Here is a 17,855-nt window from a genome sequence, read left to right on the forward strand (position 1 = left end):
GTAATTATTTTAATTTTTCAAAATCTTCTTGCATTTGTTTGTTTATTTTTGCAATTTCATGGCAACTATCATCTAATTTTTGAATGATTTCCGATAATCCTTGAATATATATTTTCATTTGAGAAACCACTGTATTATCATATTCAATTATATTCTTAAAAAATGAATCTTGATAGGCTTTTAGTGTGATCTCTCTTTTTTGTTTTACCTGTTCTTTCAGTGAATGTTTTTCTTTCTCAATATCCTTTTTATAATTTTTATCCTCATCTGCTTTTTTCCAATCACCAGCAGTATTTACAGCAGCAGCACTCAATGTTGTCGCAACAGTCCAACCTATTGGATTCCACCAATTTGTAGCTACAGCACATACAGCACCAATAGCACCAACAGCTACACCACCCCATTTTATCCACTTTCCTGTATCATCTTTGTTAATGTTCTGAAAATTCATTGCCATATCAATTTGAATATTTTTCAGATCATATTCATATTCCTGTTCAAATTCCTGGAGTTTTTCTCTTAAATCAGAAAATATTGCCTCTTTGCAAGATTTCATTGTTTCCTCAATATTTTTTTCATTAACTATTCTCTTCCATTCTCTCTGTCTTCTATTGATATCCATATCTGAATAATTATCAACAAAATTACCTATTTGATTTTCTATCAGATCATATAAAGAGTCACATTTATCTTTAATTTTTTTATTACCGTCTTTTTTGACTTCTGCAAATATCTCTTCGATTTCTTTTTGTTTCTTTTCCATAAAATCTAACTGAACAGATAACTGAGATTTTGCAACAGCTAATTTTTGATTAATTGAATTTATAAAATTTTTCAAGCTATCAGCGAAAGTTGATAAGCGTAAATTCTTACCATGAGTATAAATTTGATAGGCAATTAAAGAATATAATTCCTCTATTTTACTCAACTCCCAAAGTTGACTGCTATACTCTTGATATTCTGCTTGCGTACTTAAAAAACCAGATTGAGCATGAATAGTAACTATATCTACATTATCTAAATTCAAATATTCCTTAATGTGACTTTGAATATGATTTTTATGTTGTGATAACCTATCTTCATCAAATACCATTTCTGGAATATCAATGAACATCTGTAAATCTTCTAAGTTATTAGAAATATCATGTTTAACATTGAGAATTACAGCAAAGTATTTATTTTTAAGTTGTAATTCTGCCATTGCTTTAAATTCACCAGGTTGCACAGAATCATCACTGGTTAAAAACAAAATGATATCAGATTGATCAATGATTTCATTAGCTTTTTGTGTATCATCATCACCTTGATAAGCCTCAATTCCAGGTGTATCTAGTAACCGTAAACCTTGCCAAGAATATTCTTTTACATCTCTGGTTGTGCGTTGTGAACCTTTGCCAATTGTACTACCATTACCGCGAGTCAGTGTTTCTCGTAAGGTACTTTTACCAGCTTTAGTTCTCCCAAATAATGCAACGGTAAAATTTTTGAGATGTTTTCTTTTCTGATCTAAAGAAATAACTAAATCCTCTAAACTAGCTTCGGATAATTTTTGAATATCTGATTGAATTTGTTTGAGTGTCTCTGCAAATTGGAATTGTTCAGAACCCTTAAATTTCAAAATTTTATGGCTAACAGCTTCAACATTGCTATTAATTCTTTTAATTGCTATTTCTATTTTCTTTGCATATTTAATACTAAGATTATAAGCAGCATTAGCTGTTTTTGAACAGTTTTTTAATGCCTCTTCAAATTCAGATTGAGATACTTTCCTTTTGGGAATTTTTACCTCATAATTAGATGTATTTCTGTGATTTTGAGATTTGTTTGATTGAGAATAATTATAGTTATTTTCTGGTTGTAAATCAAAATTATGATACCAAATTGGATCAAAATTTTTGATTTGTTTTCCGTAAATTTTTACAATTTTAATAGATGTTAATTTAAAATAGGCTATTTCTCTCATAATAATTGGTAACAGTTGATCTTTTTTTGTAACTGCTACTGACTCCAGCACTATTTTGAGACAATCATTTTTAACAGAGACTTTGGCAATAATGCCGTCAAAGGTTAAGGATTGGTTAAGACAATGAGCGATCGCATCTAGATCAATATTCATAAACCAGCATCTTCTTTACTCAGCATCATCATAAATAACCTGAGTAGACATTATACCAAACCTAACCCATCTCAACCAGTATTTGTTAAGTATATTTACATCAAGCAGGATGATTTGAATAACATACTTTTCATACCTGATCAAATCACAACTTTTCTAAATCCTGTAAATCCTTAAATCCTGGACATCCTGATTCTGACAAATTGATAAAATAAATAATCAGATAACGTGCGATTGCCTCTAGTACCCCCCATGACCACCATTAAAGAAAAACTCATTGCGTCAATTGAAAACGCACCAGAACCTATTCTGGAACAAACCCTTGACTATCTCGAATATCTCAAAACTAAAATAACTGCCTCTACTATTAAATCAAGCAGTATTCCTGTAAAAGATGGAGAACCGATATTACGGGCATCTAAAGCCAAAGATTTGCTACAATTTGCTGGAACTTGGCAAGGTGATGACTTTGAGAAATGTCTCCAGCTTGTTTACGATACCCGATCTGAAGCCGAATTCTGATGTATCTTTTAGACACTAATCACTGTAGTCGCATTATCTTTGGTGAAACTAATCTTATCCAACAGCTAGAACTCCACAGCGAAGCCGGCGTTGCTACCAGCGTCATTGTCCGTGGAGAACTACTTTACATGGCAGCTAAATCTCAACAAACAGCCGCCAATATCCAACAGGTGAACGCTTTTTTAAACAAAATTGACCTGTACCCTATTAATTTATCAATATCAGACATTTACGGCGATCTCAAAGGTAAACTTATTAATACATTTGGTCCTAAAGAAAAAGCAGAACGACGAAAATTTAATATCCAAACTCTAGGCTTTGGAGATAACGATCTTTGGATAGCGGCTACCGCCATTCACTATAATCTGACTATAGTTTCCACAGACAATGATTTTCGACGTATTCAGCCAGTTTACTCTTTTGCTTTAGAGTCTTGGGTTTAAAATGTGTACTCAAATCCTAAATCCTGTACATCCTCAAATCCTGGAAATCCTGATTCAGACAAAAAAAAGCGGGCTAACCGCTTATTAGAAGGTTAACCCGTTTCACTTTGGGAACGCGCTAGAGAAATTGTTACTGCAATACCAACTTAACGTTAGCGTTTTGCAGACCGCGCTGTTTTACTTCAGCCAAAGTCTTGTTAACGGCATATTTTTGATTGATAGAGTTGATCAACTCGGTCTGGTTGTGCTTCTTAGCAACACCCCATAAGTCAGCAATGAGGTCAAAAGAACCGTCACTGTTACGAGACCAACCTAGATCGTACTCGCCTTCCAATACAGCAACGATGTCGGAACGGAGACGCTGACCATTATAACCACGGACATCAGCTTCAGTCTTGACGCTGATACCTAAGTCGCGCAAGGAAGACTTGAGAATTTCGGCATCGGTGATCTTGGTACGCAGAGTGCTAAAGTGAGACATTTGGGTTTCCTCCAATAAGAAGATTGATGAGAAAAACGACAACGGTTCTTTTTCAGCGAAGCCGCATTAATTGGGAACGGCTTTTTTCTATCTGTTAGCCTTGTGACTAACCTTTCCCCCTGACATTTCAGAGGAAAGCTTTTAAAACTCCATGCGCTGATATTCAGCAACAGAGGAGGCTGCGGGTCTAGCACGCTGTCTGGCCCAGTCTCTTAAAGCTGTGACCTGTTCTTGCATCGTTCGTGACAGCGGCAAAGTAGACTTCAATGCAGCAATAATATCTAATTGGGTGAACTCCCGATCTTGGGCGAAGGCTTCATACATAGCCGCCACTATCGCTTGTTCAATTTCTGCCCCGGAGAAGCCATCGGACATTTTTGCTAGTTGTTCTAGGTCAAATCTAGCAATTTCCTCCCGACGTTTGGTCAGGTGAATACCGAAGATATCCTGACGTTCTTCCGGTGTGGGCAGATCCACAAAGAATATTTCATCAAAGCGACCTTTCCTTAAAAACTCTCCAGGTAGGCGTTCTACGCGGTTAGCAGTCGCCATGACAAACACTGGAGATTTCTTTTCCTGCATCCAGGTGAGGAAAGAGCCGAAAATTCTGTTTGATGTCCCCCCATCAGAATCGCCAGAACCACCGCTACCCGCAAAGGATTTATCCAACTCGTCAATAAACAGAATCGTGGGGGAAATTGATTCTGCCGTTTTCAGGGCGTTCCGCAGGTTGGCTTCACTTCGACCCACCATTGAGCCGTCGTAGACCCGCCCCATATCTAATCTCAGAATTGGTAAACCCCATAAACGGGAGGTAGTTTTAGCAATGAGTGACTTACCACAACCGGGAACACCGAGAATTAACATTCCTTTTGGTTGGGGCAACCCGTACTCTCTCGCCCTTTCGGTAAAGGCGTTAGAGCGTTGGGTCAGCCAAGTTTTTAATTCTTCCAAGCCACCCACAGCATCAATGGTTTCATCTTCTTCGATGTACTCCAAGATACCGTTACGGCGGATGAGTTGTTTTTTCTCGGATAAAACGATATCAACTTCATTTTCCGTCAATTGCCCAGTTGTTACCTGTGCTTTGCGGTAGACTTTCTCAGCTTCATCTTTAGTTAGACCTAAAGCGGCTCTGAGTAGCTTTTCTCGCGCCTCGGTTGTTAGCCGTCGTCCACGATTTTGCTCTTGATGGGCGGTTAAAACTTTATTTAACTCAGCCATGTCAGGCAATTGAAAATCTAAAACAACAACTTCTTTTTCTAATTCAATCGGAACTTGTTGCACAGGGGACATTAAAATAATGTTCTTTTGCGTTCCTTTGAAACTAGCGATCGCGTCCCGGAGCGATCTGGTTGTTGCCGGCGCATCAATAAAGGGATGTAAATCTTTAAGAATAAATATACTGGGTTCTTTTTGACGAATAATCCAATCAATGGCTGCTTCGGGAGAGACAGTATTGTGTTGAGTGGTATTCCGGGGTTGACCGTACTCGACGATACCGTGAGTTACTGTCCAAATATATACTCGTCTTGGGGGTTTTAAATCTTGGGAAACTTTAAAAATTGACTGCTCTGCCCGCTCTTCCTCGGAGGTCACAAGGTAGATTAAAGGGTATTGAGCTTGAATTAAAATATTGAGCTCTTCTTTCATACTATCGACCTACTTGAGACCTTATAGAGACAGTACCGATCAGCGATCGCATGGCGTTAAGCCAGACTATTAATCATCATTAATTCCTATCTAACAAGGAACTAATTCTTCCTCACCCTTGGGATGGGTTTCTTCTTTTTCTCTACCATCAATGGATAGATGGTCTTGTCCGATGATTCCTGGTTGGTTGCCCAAGTTCACGAGTTCACCATCACGCAGTACCAGGGAAGTTTCACAGGTGGGACAGGAATAAATCCGGTGAGTTCGCCCATGAGAAGACGCTTCTATCTCTTCTACTACTTCTGAGTTGGTCAGGTAGAAACTGAGCGCTCGTTCTGCTAGGTCTGACATTGGTTCTGAGTCAACGGCAGAGCGAATTTTAAGTTTTCTGTGCAGTTCCGGTGATAAATATAACGTAACCTTTTGCTTAGTTTGCATACAACTTTCTAGTGGTCTTACCCGGGTATGTATACCACCTTATCGGCTCTTTTCTCAGTTGTCAAGATGGTAAAGCGTTTTAACTGCAATTTTGTTACATTTCGTAATATAACTAGGATTTTGTCTGAATCAGGATGTCCAGGATTTCAGGATTTTCAGGATTTGTGTTTGGATTTTGATGTCTAGGATTTTAGGATTTTCAGGATTTGTGTTTGGATTTTGATGATTTTGTCTAAAATATATTTCACAAAGAGTACATACCGCTGCGTGATAATGTGGTGAAAATATTATCTGCCGTCGTTGAGCTTCGTCCTGTGCGGTTTTAAGATTATTGTTGACGGTGATGCTTTCTAACATCTTTAATTTATGTCTAACAACCTTTTACAGCCTGATTCGGATGCACTACACCAGTCTGCTATTGATGTGATTACCCATATCAGTAATGTGATGTCAGAAGGTTGTGCAATATTGAGAGAACATGATCGGTTGCTGACGGAAAATCAGGGTGGGAATCGGTTGGGGGCTGAGATTAAGGCTATTGAAGAAGATATAAGGCACGTCAATGAGAAGCTGGAAAGGGTGAAGCGTAAAGAATTGACGATGACGATTGTTGCGCCAACCAGTGCGGGTAAGTCTACTATTATTAATGCGATCGCTGGACAGGATTTATTACCTAGTCGTAATGATGCGATGACGGTTTTACCGACTGAGATTGTTTTTTCTCGTGAGGTAACTCGTCCTAAGTTGATTCTGGATAAGGCTTTGATGACGCTTTTGCGAGAGGTTTGGGGACAATTACATCAGAAATTACAACGAATTGGTTTAAAGGAAGCTGTTGAACAGGCTACTAGAAATGATTTTCCCCGCGAGAATGTAATTAGGGAAATTTTGAACAGTAGTTCTGTTTCTTCTCAATCTGAGGTGGAAGAATCAAATGGTATTCAAGCTGAATTAATCAGAATAAATGATTTACTGCGGTTGTGCGGTATTTTTGGTGTAGCTACAGAATTTTTGTCTTCTTTGTCTGAAATACCTCGGATTGAAGTTCCTTTTCCGCAACAATTATCATCTCTAAAAAATTCGGGTTTGGGGACTTTGGCGCTAGTGGATACCCCTGGACCTAGTGAGGATAAGTCTTTAAATTTACTGAATGTTGTCAAGGATAGACTCATAGCGAGTTCTCTGGTTTTGGTGGTGGTGGACTATACGAAAATTGGACAAACAGATCCAGCAAAAGTCAAGAAGTTGGTAGATGAAATCGCTGCTATTAAGGGACGCGATCGCATTTATATCATCGTTAACAAAATTGATGCTCGTGATCCTAATAATCCTGACGATTTAACTGCTGAACAAATTTTAAGTTTGGTTAAAACTAAATATGAAATTGATGATCCTCAAAATCGAGTTTTTGAAATGTCGGCTCGTCAAGCGTTTTTAGCTACTAACTTTCAGCGTGAGAAAGGGATTTATCAGCTAACAGAATTGCGAGGAAGGAAGAGTTTTGAGGCTCTTGGACAGGAATATTATGGAAAGCCTTGGAAAACTAAAAAAATGACAGCTACTTTAGAAGAAATGCAGAAAGCGGCTAATGAGTTTTTGGAAGATTCTGGTTTTGCGGGATTTATAGATAAGGCCATTACTCCTTTAGTACCTAGTATGATTACTATCAAGAGTACGTTAAATGAAAATAGTGATAGATTTACTTCTTTTTTATCTTGTCTCAGGAAGTACAAGGGAATACTTGAGCGAGATATTCAACGTCTAGAGATTGAGATTAATCAATTAGAAATAGAAGTTATAGCGATAAATTCACACATTACAAATATTTTTGAACTAAAAAAACATCAAATATTAAGCTTAAGAGAACTAAATGTTATTCTTGAAAAAGAGAGTCATGGATTATATGAAGAAATTCGCTCTCTTGCATATATTTTACTAGTAAAGGCAACACAGATTGCGAATAATCTCAAGAATTGGAGGACTGCGAATGGGATTGCGACTTTTTCACTTATCCCTGTTGGTATTTTGACAGAGTCAATGGTTATAGATCATCACAATAAAGAATTGGATAAGGAGTTATCCTTATTTCAAACTAACTATAGTGCAATTACTGAATGTTATTGCAATCAATTAACAAATAACTTACTTGATAGATTAAAGCAGATCATTAAGCAAATAAATAACAATTACTCAAGTCAAGATGAGTTAGTCCTTAGCGATGTACAGAAAAGATTCCACAATCACAAAATAGTGCGGCGTGATGCAACTTCAGACACATACGGAAAGAATATTATATCCTATGAAAAATTAACATCATACTTGAAACTGAATCAAGTTCGCTTATATGGCTCAGATATAGATACTAAATTTGCGTATGTAAATAACTTGCCCTTAGATTGTGTAAATACACGCACAATTTTTCAACAAATTGGACAGGATGCAATTAATACTGTAGAAAGGAGTTTAACTAAAGATATTGATACTTTTACTCAACAGAGAGTGAGTCTTTTGCAAGAATATAAGGTCAGTTTGCAGTCCACAATTCAGGCAAACAAAAAAATACTATATAGCTATACAATCACTTTAAGTGTAAGTCAATACAATCAACTTTTAGATAAAGCTGCTAATTTAGAAAAAGATTTAAAATATTTGCAAAAATATTTTGATAACATTAAATAAAAAACAAAAATGTCACTTATTAATTTTGACGAACTTCAAAAAAAGGAATCTGAAATTCCTATTATTACTGATAAAATACTCGTGGATTTGGTAAATTCAATCCAAGTCAATGACGATCTAATTAGTTTTCGCCAAAAGCAAGGATTATTTGGACAGTTTTTTGATAGCCTTACAGGAGCAGATCGAAACCGTCAACTTGCTATAGATAAAAATGTCAATGTAGCAATGCAATCTTTCCATGATTTGGTGTTAGATATTTCTAATAATTTGAATGTTAGTAATAACGCAATTATCACCATTGAAGAAAAATTAATAGAAACTCGTCAAGCAATCCGTAACCAGCGACAGGACATTAATTTACTTCAAGATATTGTCAATCAACTGCAACACAAAGTTGAAGATCACGAACATCGGATTCTGAAATTAGAACAACGAGTTTATAGAACAGAAGTTCAGCATAGAATTGAAGATGCGATCGCCGCATGGCAGTCAAAACGGACATATCAAGGCTTTCATTGGGCAATTCAAGTTGCTTTTGTCACCCGTGAAATAGTAGATTATGCACTGGGTGATTACGAACGATTAATCACAAAAGGTAAAGACAGCCAACTGCGTCAGAGTATAAGCGATAGAATACTTGCAACCGACAACACAATCCCCGATCATCATTTTCCATTAACCAACCTCCTCAACCTGTCATATAGCGAAACATCCCAAGAAAACCAAGAACTTGCAGGTTATTTGTTGGAAGTAGAATCTATTTCCGAACAAAGACTAGGGAAAACTCTCTATTTATTTACCCTTGGTAAAACCCTAGAATTAGCCCAACTACCCAAACAACAACAGCCCCAAAATCTAGCCCAAACCGCCTTTGAATTATGCCGTAACTATCCCAATGTTCTGATTTTGCCCACCACTAGCAAAAGAGAATTTGTTGAACGCATTGTGAATGAAACTGCAAGCGATCGGTTAAACTTGATAACATTAGTATAATTACAGGAGAATAAAGTAATGTCTAACGATACTCTAAACCCCAATATTTATGCACTTCAGCAATCTGTGGTTATTGTTTTGTCGCAGGCTCAAAAGTTGATGAACTATGCCAGTCAAACATTGGAGACTCCAAACAGCAAGGATCGCCGATGTGCAGAACACGCTAAGAGTATCGAAAATGAAATTACTAAGGTCAAAAATTTAGAGCTACGCATGGCGATCGTTGCTCCCATGAAAGCGGGTAAGTCCACAATTATTAATGCGATCGTGGGGCAAGATATTTTGCCAAGTCGTAATACAGCGATGACAACGCTACCGACTGAGATCGTTTTTTCCAAAGAAGTAACTGAACCGAAGTTAAAGCTGCAATATGACGGTGCTGATACTTTTGATGTATTAAAGCGATCATGGGTGAGTCTCAAGGCAAAGATAAGGCAAATTGGACTTAATCAAGCTAAGGAAAGCACGAAGGATTATCCTCATTTACAATATTTACTAGAAGAGGTGGCTGGTAATCCAGAAATATCTTTTGTGCCAGAAACATCGGGAACAGAATTTATCCAAACTGCTTTGACAAAGTTAAATGACCTTGTTCGCCTATGCAGCGTTTTAATGCCATCCGACAATACGCTCATGTGTTTACTGGCTGTACCGCGCCTCGAAGTACCTCCTTCTTCAACTCTCAAATTAGATGGAGTCGGCAAATTGGTCTTTGTTGATACCCCAGGTCCAAATGAAGCAGGTGATCTTAAGCTTGATGTTGTTGTCAAACGCCAACTTGATGCTAGTTCAATCGTTTTGTTGGTATTGGACTTTACCCAACTGAATACTAAGGCATCAGAAAAAGTGAAGAGTGATGTTGATGAAGTTGCAAAAATCAAGGGGCTTGAGAGCATTTATGTTTTGATCAACAAAATTGATCAGCGTCAAGAAAAAGGCATGACGAAAGAACAGGTTTTGGAATTTGTTAATAGCAAGTTTGGAATTGAAGCCAGTACAGATCGAGTGTTTGAAATCTCAGCTTCCCGTGCGGCTTATGCCTCCAATTTTCTTGCTGAGTTGCGTCTAAATCCAAGTATATCCGATCCGAAATCAATGAAGACATCTGAGCCTTTGGCTAGACAAGCTTTTGGTGATATGTGGGAAGATGAATTCCCAGAAGCTACTATAGAAAGAATGATAAAAGCCTCAGATCGTATTTGGAGTAAGTCTGGTTTTACTGAATTTTTAGAAAAAGCGATCGCGGCACTAATCGCACAAGCTGCTCCTCTTACGCTTTTAAATGCTCTTAATGATGTACGTTCTAGATTAACGACACTCCAGGCCAGTATTAGTCTTCAGAAAAATGCTTTTGGTAAAGACATTCAGACATTACAGGGACAAATCGCTGCCTTAGAACGTGATTTAATTATTCTTGTAGATTGCCAAGATAAACTTAAATATCAAGTCAATACTCTGGCTAAAGACCTAGAGAAAGAATTAACTAGTAGTCTCCGTAAGATGGAAGAAGAAAGCCGTGCAGAGTTTAAGAGGATTTTTGACAAGCGAGAGTCTGATGAAGCAGGGTGGATGAAAAAGCTTTTTGGAGGATTGTTTGATATAGCTGAATCGTTTGGCGTTAAACAAGGGGCTAGTTCAACTGAATTTAACTCTAAAGCAGAAGCGGATAGATTCATTGAACAAACAAATGCATCAGCAAGAAATATTGTCAATGCTTTGATGATCGATGCGAGAGAAAATGCTTTAAAAAAAGTTACACAATCTCGCCAAAATATTGAATCTCTTATCAGAAAAGAGAGCCTGCCAGTTATTCAGCAAGCCCAAAGACGATTGGCACAAACATTCAATATAAATTTACAGCTACCAGATGTTTTGGGTAATATTGAACTTGAACAAAATATTTCCTTAAATGTTAGCGCAAAGTCGGATGTTAAGACAGTTTATGAAGCAGGCGAAATGGTTAAAGAGCGGCGTTGGTACACATTAGGTCTTTGGGAACATAACAAAGAGGTCAAAGAAAGAATTTGGTACACATTGTGGTTGGTGGAACATAATGACACTTCATCCACTGGTCAAACCGTATCCAGAAAAGATTGGGATGACGTTACTCGTACATACGACGCTAAATCAGTTGCAAAAAGTGAAACATTTTATAAGGTTTCGATTGATGAACTTACTAATTCCTTTAATCAATCAATCTCATCTGCAGTTGACAAGGTGACGAGCCAGATTCTTAGCTATCTTCAGGACGATTTTCAATCGGGAATTGTCAGTTTTTTTGCCGAACTTGACCAGTTCTTAAAGGGTTATCGAGATGACTTACAGAAATCAATTGAAGCGGGTAAGCGATCAGCAGAAGATCGTGAGGCTTCGAGGCGTGTATTTGATTATATTTTGGATAAAAGCCCGCAACTAATAAATGATGTTGAAACGCAAACAAAATATGTAAATCAACATTTACCAGAAAGAAAATAATAATGTCAATTAGAGACTTCCAAGAAATAAATTATCCCAAGAAACGAACCACAGAGGCACAGAGTACACAGAGAGAGAATTTTTGTACCAGTTTTGGGACATTTTTTTATTTGGAAGTCTCTTAGTGTAATTACAGGAGAAGAAAAGACAATTTAGCCATGTCCAGATGATTATAAAATATTGGATTCAATCAAACTCTATGACAAAACTAACCCTTGACTTACAAACCTCAGCCGAAGTATTAGGTACAACGCCAGATCATTTTTTAGCATGGCTACAAAGTGAACAACCTAGCGGCATCATCACCTTAGACAATCAGCCCCAAGTATCTATCTTTACTCTTGCTCGTATCCTTGATACAACAGCCCAAGAGTTACTTAATTTACTATCAATTTCTAAAGATCAAGATTTATTAGAACCACAAGTCAAGTTATCAACGCAGGAAATAGATACAGAAATTCCCATTTGGGAAAGTTTTACAAATTTTGCTCATTCCCTCCCTCCAGAAGTTCTAGATCGCTTACCCATTGATGGAGCAGCCAATCATGATCATTATTTGTACGGTTCGCCCAAGCAATCCACATAAATATGAGACAAATTTTTGCCGATACTTTTTACTGGATTGCATTATGTAACCAGCGCGATCAATGGCATCAACAAGTTGTTAACTTCAGTCAGCAATTAAAAGGAACAAAACTTGTAACTTCTGATGCTGTACTCAATGAGTTGCTCAACTACTACGCTCAATTTGGTTCAGAAATGCGTTTAGGTATTTCTCAAAGAGCTAGAGAAATTCTCAGAAGTAAAAATATTCAAGTCATAACCCATACCAGAGAAGTATTTATTGAAGGACTAGACCTTTATGCAAATCGTCTTGACAAGGGCTATAGTCTTACGGACTGTATGTCAATGATCATCATGGAGCGACTCAAAATCACAGAGATATTGACCCACGATAAGCACTTTACCCAAGAAGGGTTTCTGATCTTATTTCAAGAAGAGAGAAATGCCTAATCCACTAAATTATGTAGAAATTCTCAAGAAAGTGGTAAAGGATGCCACGATTCATCAACCCAGATTACAAGCAATCAAACTATACCCAGTTTGTGATGCTGAGTCTGGACATTTTGTAGTTCTTGCCACAGGTCGGGATAAACATTGTTGGATGGATAGTGTCCTATTTCATGCGCGACTCATCGAAAAAGATAACGGCAATTCTCAAATCATCATCGAAGAAGATAACTTTGAAGAAGGATTAGTTGATACACTCATCGAAGCAGGAATCAAAAAAGAAGATATTGTCACCAGTTGGCAACAAGCGATCGCAGTGAATAAATAATTTAAGTTCTTATATGAAAAATACCAAAATTAAAATCGGATTGGTACTGGCAGGTGGCGGTGCTAAGGGCGCGTACCAATCAGGTGTGGTCAAATATCTGGCAGAAATTGATTTTGCACCTCTGATGATTGCAGGTACAAGCATTGGTGCGCTCAATGGTGCGATTCTCGCCTCTGGTACATCCTTTAAACAAGCTGCTGATCGCCTATGGCAACTATGGAGAGAACTGGGTGAAGCCAATATTATCAACTGGCAGTTAGTTAAATATCCACTGCATTCCTTGGCACAATATTTACATTTCTCACAGGAAGACGCATCTCTGTGTGATCCCAACCCACTGGATAAATTTTTACGCTATGCCATCAATCCTCAACAATTGCGAGCAGGAATTGAACTCTGGGTAGCCGCGTTTCCCTCAGTACACAATTTTCTACCATCTTCACACAAAGCAGGTCAGATTGTCCCCACAATAGGCAATGCGATCGCCTCCAATCTTGGACAATCCGCTGAATATATTCATGTTCAATCAGCCAAAACTGATGAAGAAATTTATCAAACATTACTCGCTAGTGCCGCTATTCCTTTAGCCTTTAAGTCACGCCAGGTTGATGACAAGCATTATGTTGATGGTTGGCTAGGTGATAATGTCCCTCTCAAAGCCTTAGCAAATCGCGGTTGTACTCATGCGATCGTTATTCATTTAGGAAATGGTGAACTTTGGAATCGGCATGATTTCCCTAATCAAACAATAATTGAAATTCGTCCAACGGAAGATATGGGTGGTCTTAACACATTATTAGATTTTAGTCCCGAACGGATTCAACTTTTGCAAAATCGGGGTTATCAAGATGCAAAACGCTGTCTCGAACCAATTTTACAAACACTGATAATCGAGCGATCGCGCCAAGAAAGTTTTGCGCGGCTTCAGGAAACATCAAAGCGATTAAGAAACGATTCACCAATATATTAGTTAAAACTGAATGATAAAACAGCCTTGGGGTGCGGTACAAATAAACAAGGCACTGTGCGCTATGATTTCGGTTGTGGGGATAGGAATAATCTTTTGGGGGTGTAATGCTAATATACTAAACACAGGTGAGATTTAAACTTTTGCCAAATGACAAAGAACCCAGACGTGTAGGGGTTTAGCTCATGCTTTACCCCTACGTTTAGAATCAAACAATCAAGCCGTTTTGAGTATAACTCCCAGCTTCAAGAGGCAAGATGGAAGATATATAGGGCTTGCTGAAAAAGTTGTCCGTGACGGCAGGGAAATCTTAACTCTTAACTGGGAACAGTTTCAGCCATCTGGATATCCTCAATTTTCTAAATCCGACCCAGGAAAATGCACCAATTTTGAGACACCATCAGCCAAAACCTTGCACTTTCTTGTGATAAAAATCAGCGAAACCCTTATTAATGAAAGGTTTCAGTTTTATATGGCTAACGCCACGCTACGCTATCAGCAAGCCCTACATATCCAAACGGTAATTTTCCTGTTCGCGTTCCACAAAATACTGGACACGGGCGCGGTAATCTCTGAGAGTTTCATCAACCCAATCCCGATCGCTACTGTTAACATAGAGATGGACTAGGGGTTCACTAGCATCAGGTAAAACCAATAGCCAATTGTCATCATAGGGCTGGCGAATTTTCACGCCGTCAATTAACTCCAGATTCTGGGCGGGGTGAGTTTCCACCAAATAACGCATTAACGCCCCCTTAGCAGTCCAAGGACAGCGGACTGTGTAGGTTCTATTAATGACACGAGGTAATTCGGAACGCACGGTTGCCAGCGATCGCTCTTGAATGGTTAACATTTCAATCAGCTTGGCAATACAGAACATCGAATCAAACCCTGGGTGTAATTGCGGAAAAATAAACCCAGTTTCCCCACTCCCACCCAAAACCACATTGGGATTTTTTTGACAGGCTTCCATTAAAGCCGTCGGATTCGCTTTAGTTCTAATTACATTACCATCATGACGATGGGCAACCAATTCCACCGCACTAGAAGCATGAACCGGTACAACTACCGAACTTCTAGGGTTAGCAGTTAACATCATATCCACCATCAAAGCCGTCAGCATTTCTCCGCGAATGGGAAAACCCGATTCATCAACTAAAATCAGTTGTTCCCCATTAGCTGATACCTGCACGCCAAAATTAGCGTTCACCGCCTCCACAACGTGACCTAATTGAGTCAATAGTAATTCTCTATCAGCATTGGAAATTGCCGTTTTATTCAAACTAGCATTTAACACCACCGCATCAGCCCCAAATTTATCCAACATTTGCGGCAAAACTGCCCCGGACACAGCGTAAACATAGTCAATTACCACTTTTGCCCGACTATTACGCAGAGTATCCAAATTTAATAACTTTTCAAAAGCCTTGCCATAGCAGTCCATTAATTGACTGGAATATACCACATCACCAATTTCATGACTTTGGGAACGGCGCATATCTTCCTTAAAATACGCCCCCTCAATTTTCTTTTCTTGGGCTTTAGAGATGTTAATGCCCTTAACATCCATAAATTCAATCAAGATATAATCACGGCGTTCTGGGTGAACTCGGACATGAATACCCCCTGCTACTGACATTGTGGGGATCACAGTTCGAGCGATGGGAATAGCTGTAGTATCTAGGTTCTGGACATCTACACCGACAGACATTAAACCCGCAATTAAAGACCGTGTTACCATCCGGGAAACATTGCGTTGGTCACGGGAGACTGTCACCATTGAACCAGGTTTTAAAGTCGAACCATAGGCAGCCCCCAACTTCACCGCAAACTCTGGAGTAATATCAATATTGGCTAATCCCTGTACCCCGCGCTGTCCAAATAAATTGCGTTGGGCAGTATTTCCCCAAATCAGATTAATATTTAAAACTGCACCAGACTCAATCTTTTTACTTGGCCATACCCTCACCCCAGGGCTAATTTGCGCCTCTTCTCCCACCGTAGACAGCGAACCTACCACAGCCGCCTCTAAGACATGAGCGCGTCTATCTACACGAGTACCGCGACCAATTACGCAAGCCGATAACTGGGCTTCGTCGCCAACAATTGCCCCATTCCAAATAATTGGTCTTTTTAAATGAGCATCAGCCCCAATTGTCACATTATCACCAATTACTGTCCCATCCTCAATTTTTACCCTTGCGCCAATGCGGCAATTATTACCAATTACGGCTGGGGTTTCAATTTTGGCTGTAGGATCAATATAAGTATTTTGTCCTACCCACAAACCGGGAGCAATTTCTGGATAAGCCACTTTTAAGTTAACTTTCCTTTGTAAAGCATCATACTGGGCTTCTCTATAGGCATCTAAATGACCCACATCACACCAGTAACCATCAGCAACATAACCGTAAATTGGCTCGTCTTTGGCTAGTAATAAGGGAAATAAATCTTTGGAAAAATCGCATTCAGTATGTTCTGGTAAATAGTCTAAAACTTCTGGTTCTAAAATATAAGTGCCAGTGTTGACAGTATCAGAAAAGATTTCGCTGGTGGAAGGCTTTTCCAAAAATCGGTTAATACGCCCTTCTGTATCCGTAATTACCACACCAAATTCAATGGGATTAGGCACACGGGTTAAAATTAAAGTGGCTTTTGATTGTTTTTGTTGATGAAATTCAATGGCGGCATTCAAATCAAAATCTGTGATACTATCACCGCTAATGACTAAAAAAGTTTCATCTAAAAGTTCAGTAATATTTTTTACACAACCTGCCGTACCTAATGGTTGATCTTCCTCGATAGCATAGGTCATTTGTACGCCAAAATCACTGCCATCTTGAAAGTAATCACGGAGAACATCTGGTAAATAATGCAATGTGGCAATTACTTCATAAATCTGGTGCCGTTTGAGGAGATTAATGATATGTTCAGCAATGGGACGATTTAAGATCGGAACCATTGGTTTGGGTAAATCGCAAGTCAAAGGACGCAACCGTGTTCCTGAACCACCTGCCATTAAGACTGCACGCATAAATACTCCTAAACTTGACTAAAAACATGATATTTTTCTTCTTCTAGTCTCTTATAGTTATTGAAATTTCAGAACCTTCCATAAGAAACATCTCTGAAAGGAGTCACTGAGTCAGGAGTCAGGAGTATGGCCTTAGAGAACTCCACAAAAAGAAATGCCCAATGTCATTCTGTTCGCGCAGCGTGTCAGAGGGATTACAAAACGAAGTGTAGTGAAGAATCTCTTGAGATGCTTCGTTTCGCTTCGTTTCGCTACACTCAGCATGACAAAACAGGATCATTTATTGGCGTTGCTGATTAAGGGTATGAATTTTAGTCTCACGCAAAGGCGCAAAGACGCAAAGGTAAGAGTTTTAAAGATTCAATTTGGGAATTTCATACCTCGATTCAGCAACGCCCATTTATTTTGTGGCTTACTCTAATTCATTTCTGGGCGGGTCTGTGAGCCAAACAAATAAGCCATCTGTAGCTTAAGTTGACACCAATGGTTTCTCCCCTGTTCCCTGTTCCTTATCGTTTCAAAATTCTGATTCGTCTAGCACCTATAAATCTTTTACCTACTGATAGGAGAAAACTAGAACAATGGAGTAGAACCCCATAGATTTAATTGTCAAGGTACAGATTACCGTTAGGCAGTTAGGTTTTTATACAGGTTGATTACCTTTCCTGTCAATTGAGATTATAACATCAAATATAATTAACTTATCACTGGGGGA

General features: G+C 38.6%; 15 protein-coding genes. 9 read left to right on the forward strand and 6 right to left on the reverse strand.

Annotated features, from left to right (window positions below; translation table 11 throughout):
- Positions 1-4: 4 nt before the first annotated feature.
- On the reverse strand, positions 5-2,116 hold the full coding sequence (locus tag AA650_RS00625) for a GTPase (RefSeq protein WP_053537556.1): 2,112 nt from the start codon (positions 2,114-2,116) through the stop codon (positions 5-7).
- A 252-nt stretch (positions 2,117-2,368) separates the two neighbouring features.
- Here AA650_RS00625 and AA650_RS00630 point away from each other — a divergent pair, with 252 nt between their 5' ends.
- Positions 2,369-2,638, forward strand: coding sequence for a hypothetical protein (locus tag AA650_RS00630; protein WP_053537557.1), 270 nt, complete (start codon positions 2,369-2,371; stop codon positions 2,636-2,638).
- Complete coding sequence (locus AA650_RS00635; RefSeq protein WP_053537558.1) at positions 2,638-3,081, forward strand: type II toxin-antitoxin system VapC family toxin; 444 nt, start codon at positions 2,638-2,640, stop codon at positions 3,079-3,081. Before AA650_RS00630 ends, AA650_RS00635 begins: the two co-directional genes overlap by 1 nt.
- A 130-nt stretch (positions 3,082-3,211) precedes the next feature.
- Here the strand turns inward: AA650_RS00635 and AA650_RS00640 are convergent, their stop codons facing one another.
- From AA650_RS00640 to AA650_RS27445, 4 genes are all read right to left on the reverse strand, one after another.
- Complete coding sequence (locus tag AA650_RS00640; RefSeq protein WP_015081375.1) at positions 3,212-3,562, reverse strand: DUF1257 domain-containing protein; 351 nt, start codon at positions 3,560-3,562, stop codon at positions 3,212-3,214.
- Positions 3,563-3,703: 141 nt separating this feature from the next.
- Complete coding sequence (ycf46, locus tag AA650_RS00645) at positions 3,704-5,215, reverse strand: stress-responsive protein Ycf46 (protein WP_053537559.1); 1,512 nt, start codon at positions 5,213-5,215, stop codon at positions 3,704-3,706.
- A 90-nt stretch (positions 5,216-5,305) separates the two neighbouring features.
- Positions 5,306-5,653, reverse strand: coding sequence for a hypothetical protein (locus AA650_RS00650; protein WP_053537560.1), 348 nt, complete (start codon positions 5,651-5,653; stop codon positions 5,306-5,308).
- Positions 5,654-5,782: 129 nt separating this feature from the next.
- Entirely contained in the window at positions 5,783-6,010 is a 228-nt protein-coding gene (locus AA650_RS27445; protein ID WP_199924353.1) for a hypothetical protein, read from the reverse strand.
- A gap of 9 nt (positions 6,011-6,019) precedes the next feature.
- On the opposite strand from AA650_RS27445, the gene AA650_RS00655 reads away from it, so the two are divergent.
- From AA650_RS00655 to AA650_RS00685, 7 genes are all read left to right on the forward strand, one after another.
- On the forward strand, positions 6,020-8,332 hold the full coding sequence (locus AA650_RS00655; RefSeq protein ID WP_053537561.1) for a dynamin family protein: 2,313 nt from the start codon (positions 6,020-6,022) through the stop codon (positions 8,330-8,332).
- 9 nt (positions 8,333-8,341) lie between these two features.
- On the forward strand, positions 8,342-9,325 hold the full coding sequence (locus AA650_RS00660) for a diguanylate cyclase regulator RdcB family protein (protein ID WP_053537562.1): 984 nt from the start codon (positions 8,342-8,344) through the stop codon (positions 9,323-9,325).
- An 18-nt stretch (positions 9,326-9,343) separates the two neighbouring features.
- Positions 9,344-11,800: a dynamin family protein gene (locus AA650_RS00665; protein WP_053537563.1), complete on the forward strand. Its 2,457-nt coding sequence runs from the start codon at positions 9,344-9,346 to the stop codon at positions 11,798-11,800.
- Positions 11,801-11,999: 199 nt separating this feature from the next.
- On the forward strand, positions 12,000-12,386 hold the full coding sequence (locus AA650_RS00670) for a hypothetical protein (RefSeq protein ID WP_199924354.1): 387 nt from the start codon (positions 12,000-12,002) through the stop codon (positions 12,384-12,386).
- A gap of 2 nt (positions 12,387-12,388) precedes the next feature.
- Positions 12,389-12,814, forward strand: a complete 426-nt coding sequence (locus AA650_RS00675; protein WP_053537565.1) for a type II toxin-antitoxin system VapC family toxin — start codon at positions 12,389-12,391, stop codon at positions 12,812-12,814.
- The gene (locus AA650_RS00680; RefSeq protein ID WP_053537566.1) at positions 12,807-13,139 is read left to right on the forward strand and encodes an element excision factor XisI family protein; all 333 of its coding nucleotides are present in this window, start codon (positions 12,807-12,809) and stop codon (positions 13,137-13,139) included. Before AA650_RS00675 ends, AA650_RS00680 begins: the two co-directional genes overlap by 8 nt.
- Before the next feature lie 13 nt (positions 13,140-13,152).
- Entirely contained in the window at positions 13,153-14,109 is a 957-nt protein-coding gene (locus AA650_RS00685; RefSeq protein WP_053537567.1) for a patatin-like phospholipase family protein, read from the forward strand.
- 502 nt (positions 14,110-14,611) lie between these two features.
- On the opposite strand, the gene AA650_RS00690 is transcribed toward AA650_RS00685, so the two are convergent.
- The gene (locus AA650_RS00690; protein WP_039200186.1) at positions 14,612-17,140 is read right to left on the reverse strand and encodes a mannose-1-phosphate guanyltransferase; all 2,529 of its coding nucleotides are present in this window, start codon (positions 17,138-17,140) and stop codon (positions 14,612-14,614) included.
- Positions 17,141-17,855 lie beyond the last annotated feature (715 nt).

Source organism: Anabaena sp. WA102, from assembly GCF_001277295.1.
GTDB lineage: Bacteria > Cyanobacteriota > Cyanobacteriia > Cyanobacteriales > Nostocaceae > Dolichospermum > Dolichospermum heterosporum.

Bases quoted from the DNA above. Each gene is read 5' to 3' on its own strand.
- AA650_RS00640 (WP_015081375.1), bottom strand. From the start codon at position 3,562: ATGTCTCACTTTAGCACTCTGCGTACCAAGATCACCGATGCCGAAATT.
- AA650_RS00630 (WP_053537557.1), top strand. From the start codon at position 2,369: ATGACCACCATTAAAGAAAAACTCATTGCGTCAATTGAAAACGCACCA.
- AA650_RS00655 (WP_053537561.1), top strand. From the start codon at position 6,020: ATGTCTAACAACCTTTTACAGCCTGATTCGGATGCACTACACCAGTCT.
- AA650_RS00675 (WP_053537565.1), top strand. From the start codon at position 12,389: ATGAGACAAATTTTTGCCGATACTTTTTACTGGATTGCATTATGTAAC.
- AA650_RS00690 (WP_039200186.1), bottom strand. From the start codon at position 17,140: ATGCGTGCAGTCTTAATGGCAGGTGGTTCAGGAACACGGTTGCGTCCT.
- AA650_RS00660 (WP_053537562.1), top strand. From the start codon at position 8,342: ATGTCACTTATTAATTTTGACGAACTTCAAAAAAAGGAATCTGAAATT.
- AA650_RS00670 (WP_199924354.1), top strand. From the start codon at position 12,000: ATGACAAAACTAACCCTTGACTTACAAACCTCAGCCGAAGTATTAGGT.
- ycf46 (WP_053537559.1), bottom strand. From the start codon at position 5,215: ATGAAAGAAGAGCTCAATATTTTAATTCAAGCTCAATACCCTTTAATC.
- AA650_RS27445 (WP_199924353.1), bottom strand. From the start codon at position 6,010: ATGTTAGAAAGCATCACCGTCAACAATAATCTTAAAACCGCACAGGAC.
- AA650_RS00625 (WP_053537556.1), bottom strand. From the start codon at position 2,116: ATGAATATTGATCTAGATGCGATCGCTCATTGTCTTAACCAATCCTTA.
- AA650_RS00680 (WP_053537566.1), top strand. From the start codon at position 12,807: ATGCCTAATCCACTAAATTATGTAGAAATTCTCAAGAAAGTGGTAAAG.
- AA650_RS00665 (WP_053537563.1), top strand. From the start codon at position 9,344: ATGTCTAACGATACTCTAAACCCCAATATTTATGCACTTCAGCAATCT.
- AA650_RS00635 (WP_053537558.1), top strand. From the start codon at position 2,638: ATGTATCTTTTAGACACTAATCACTGTAGTCGCATTATCTTTGGTGAA.
- AA650_RS00650 (WP_053537560.1), bottom strand. From the start codon at position 5,653: ATGCAAACTAAGCAAAAGGTTACGTTATATTTATCACCGGAACTGCAC.
- AA650_RS00685 (WP_053537567.1), top strand. From the start codon at position 13,153: ATGAAAAATACCAAAATTAAAATCGGATTGGTACTGGCAGGTGGCGGT.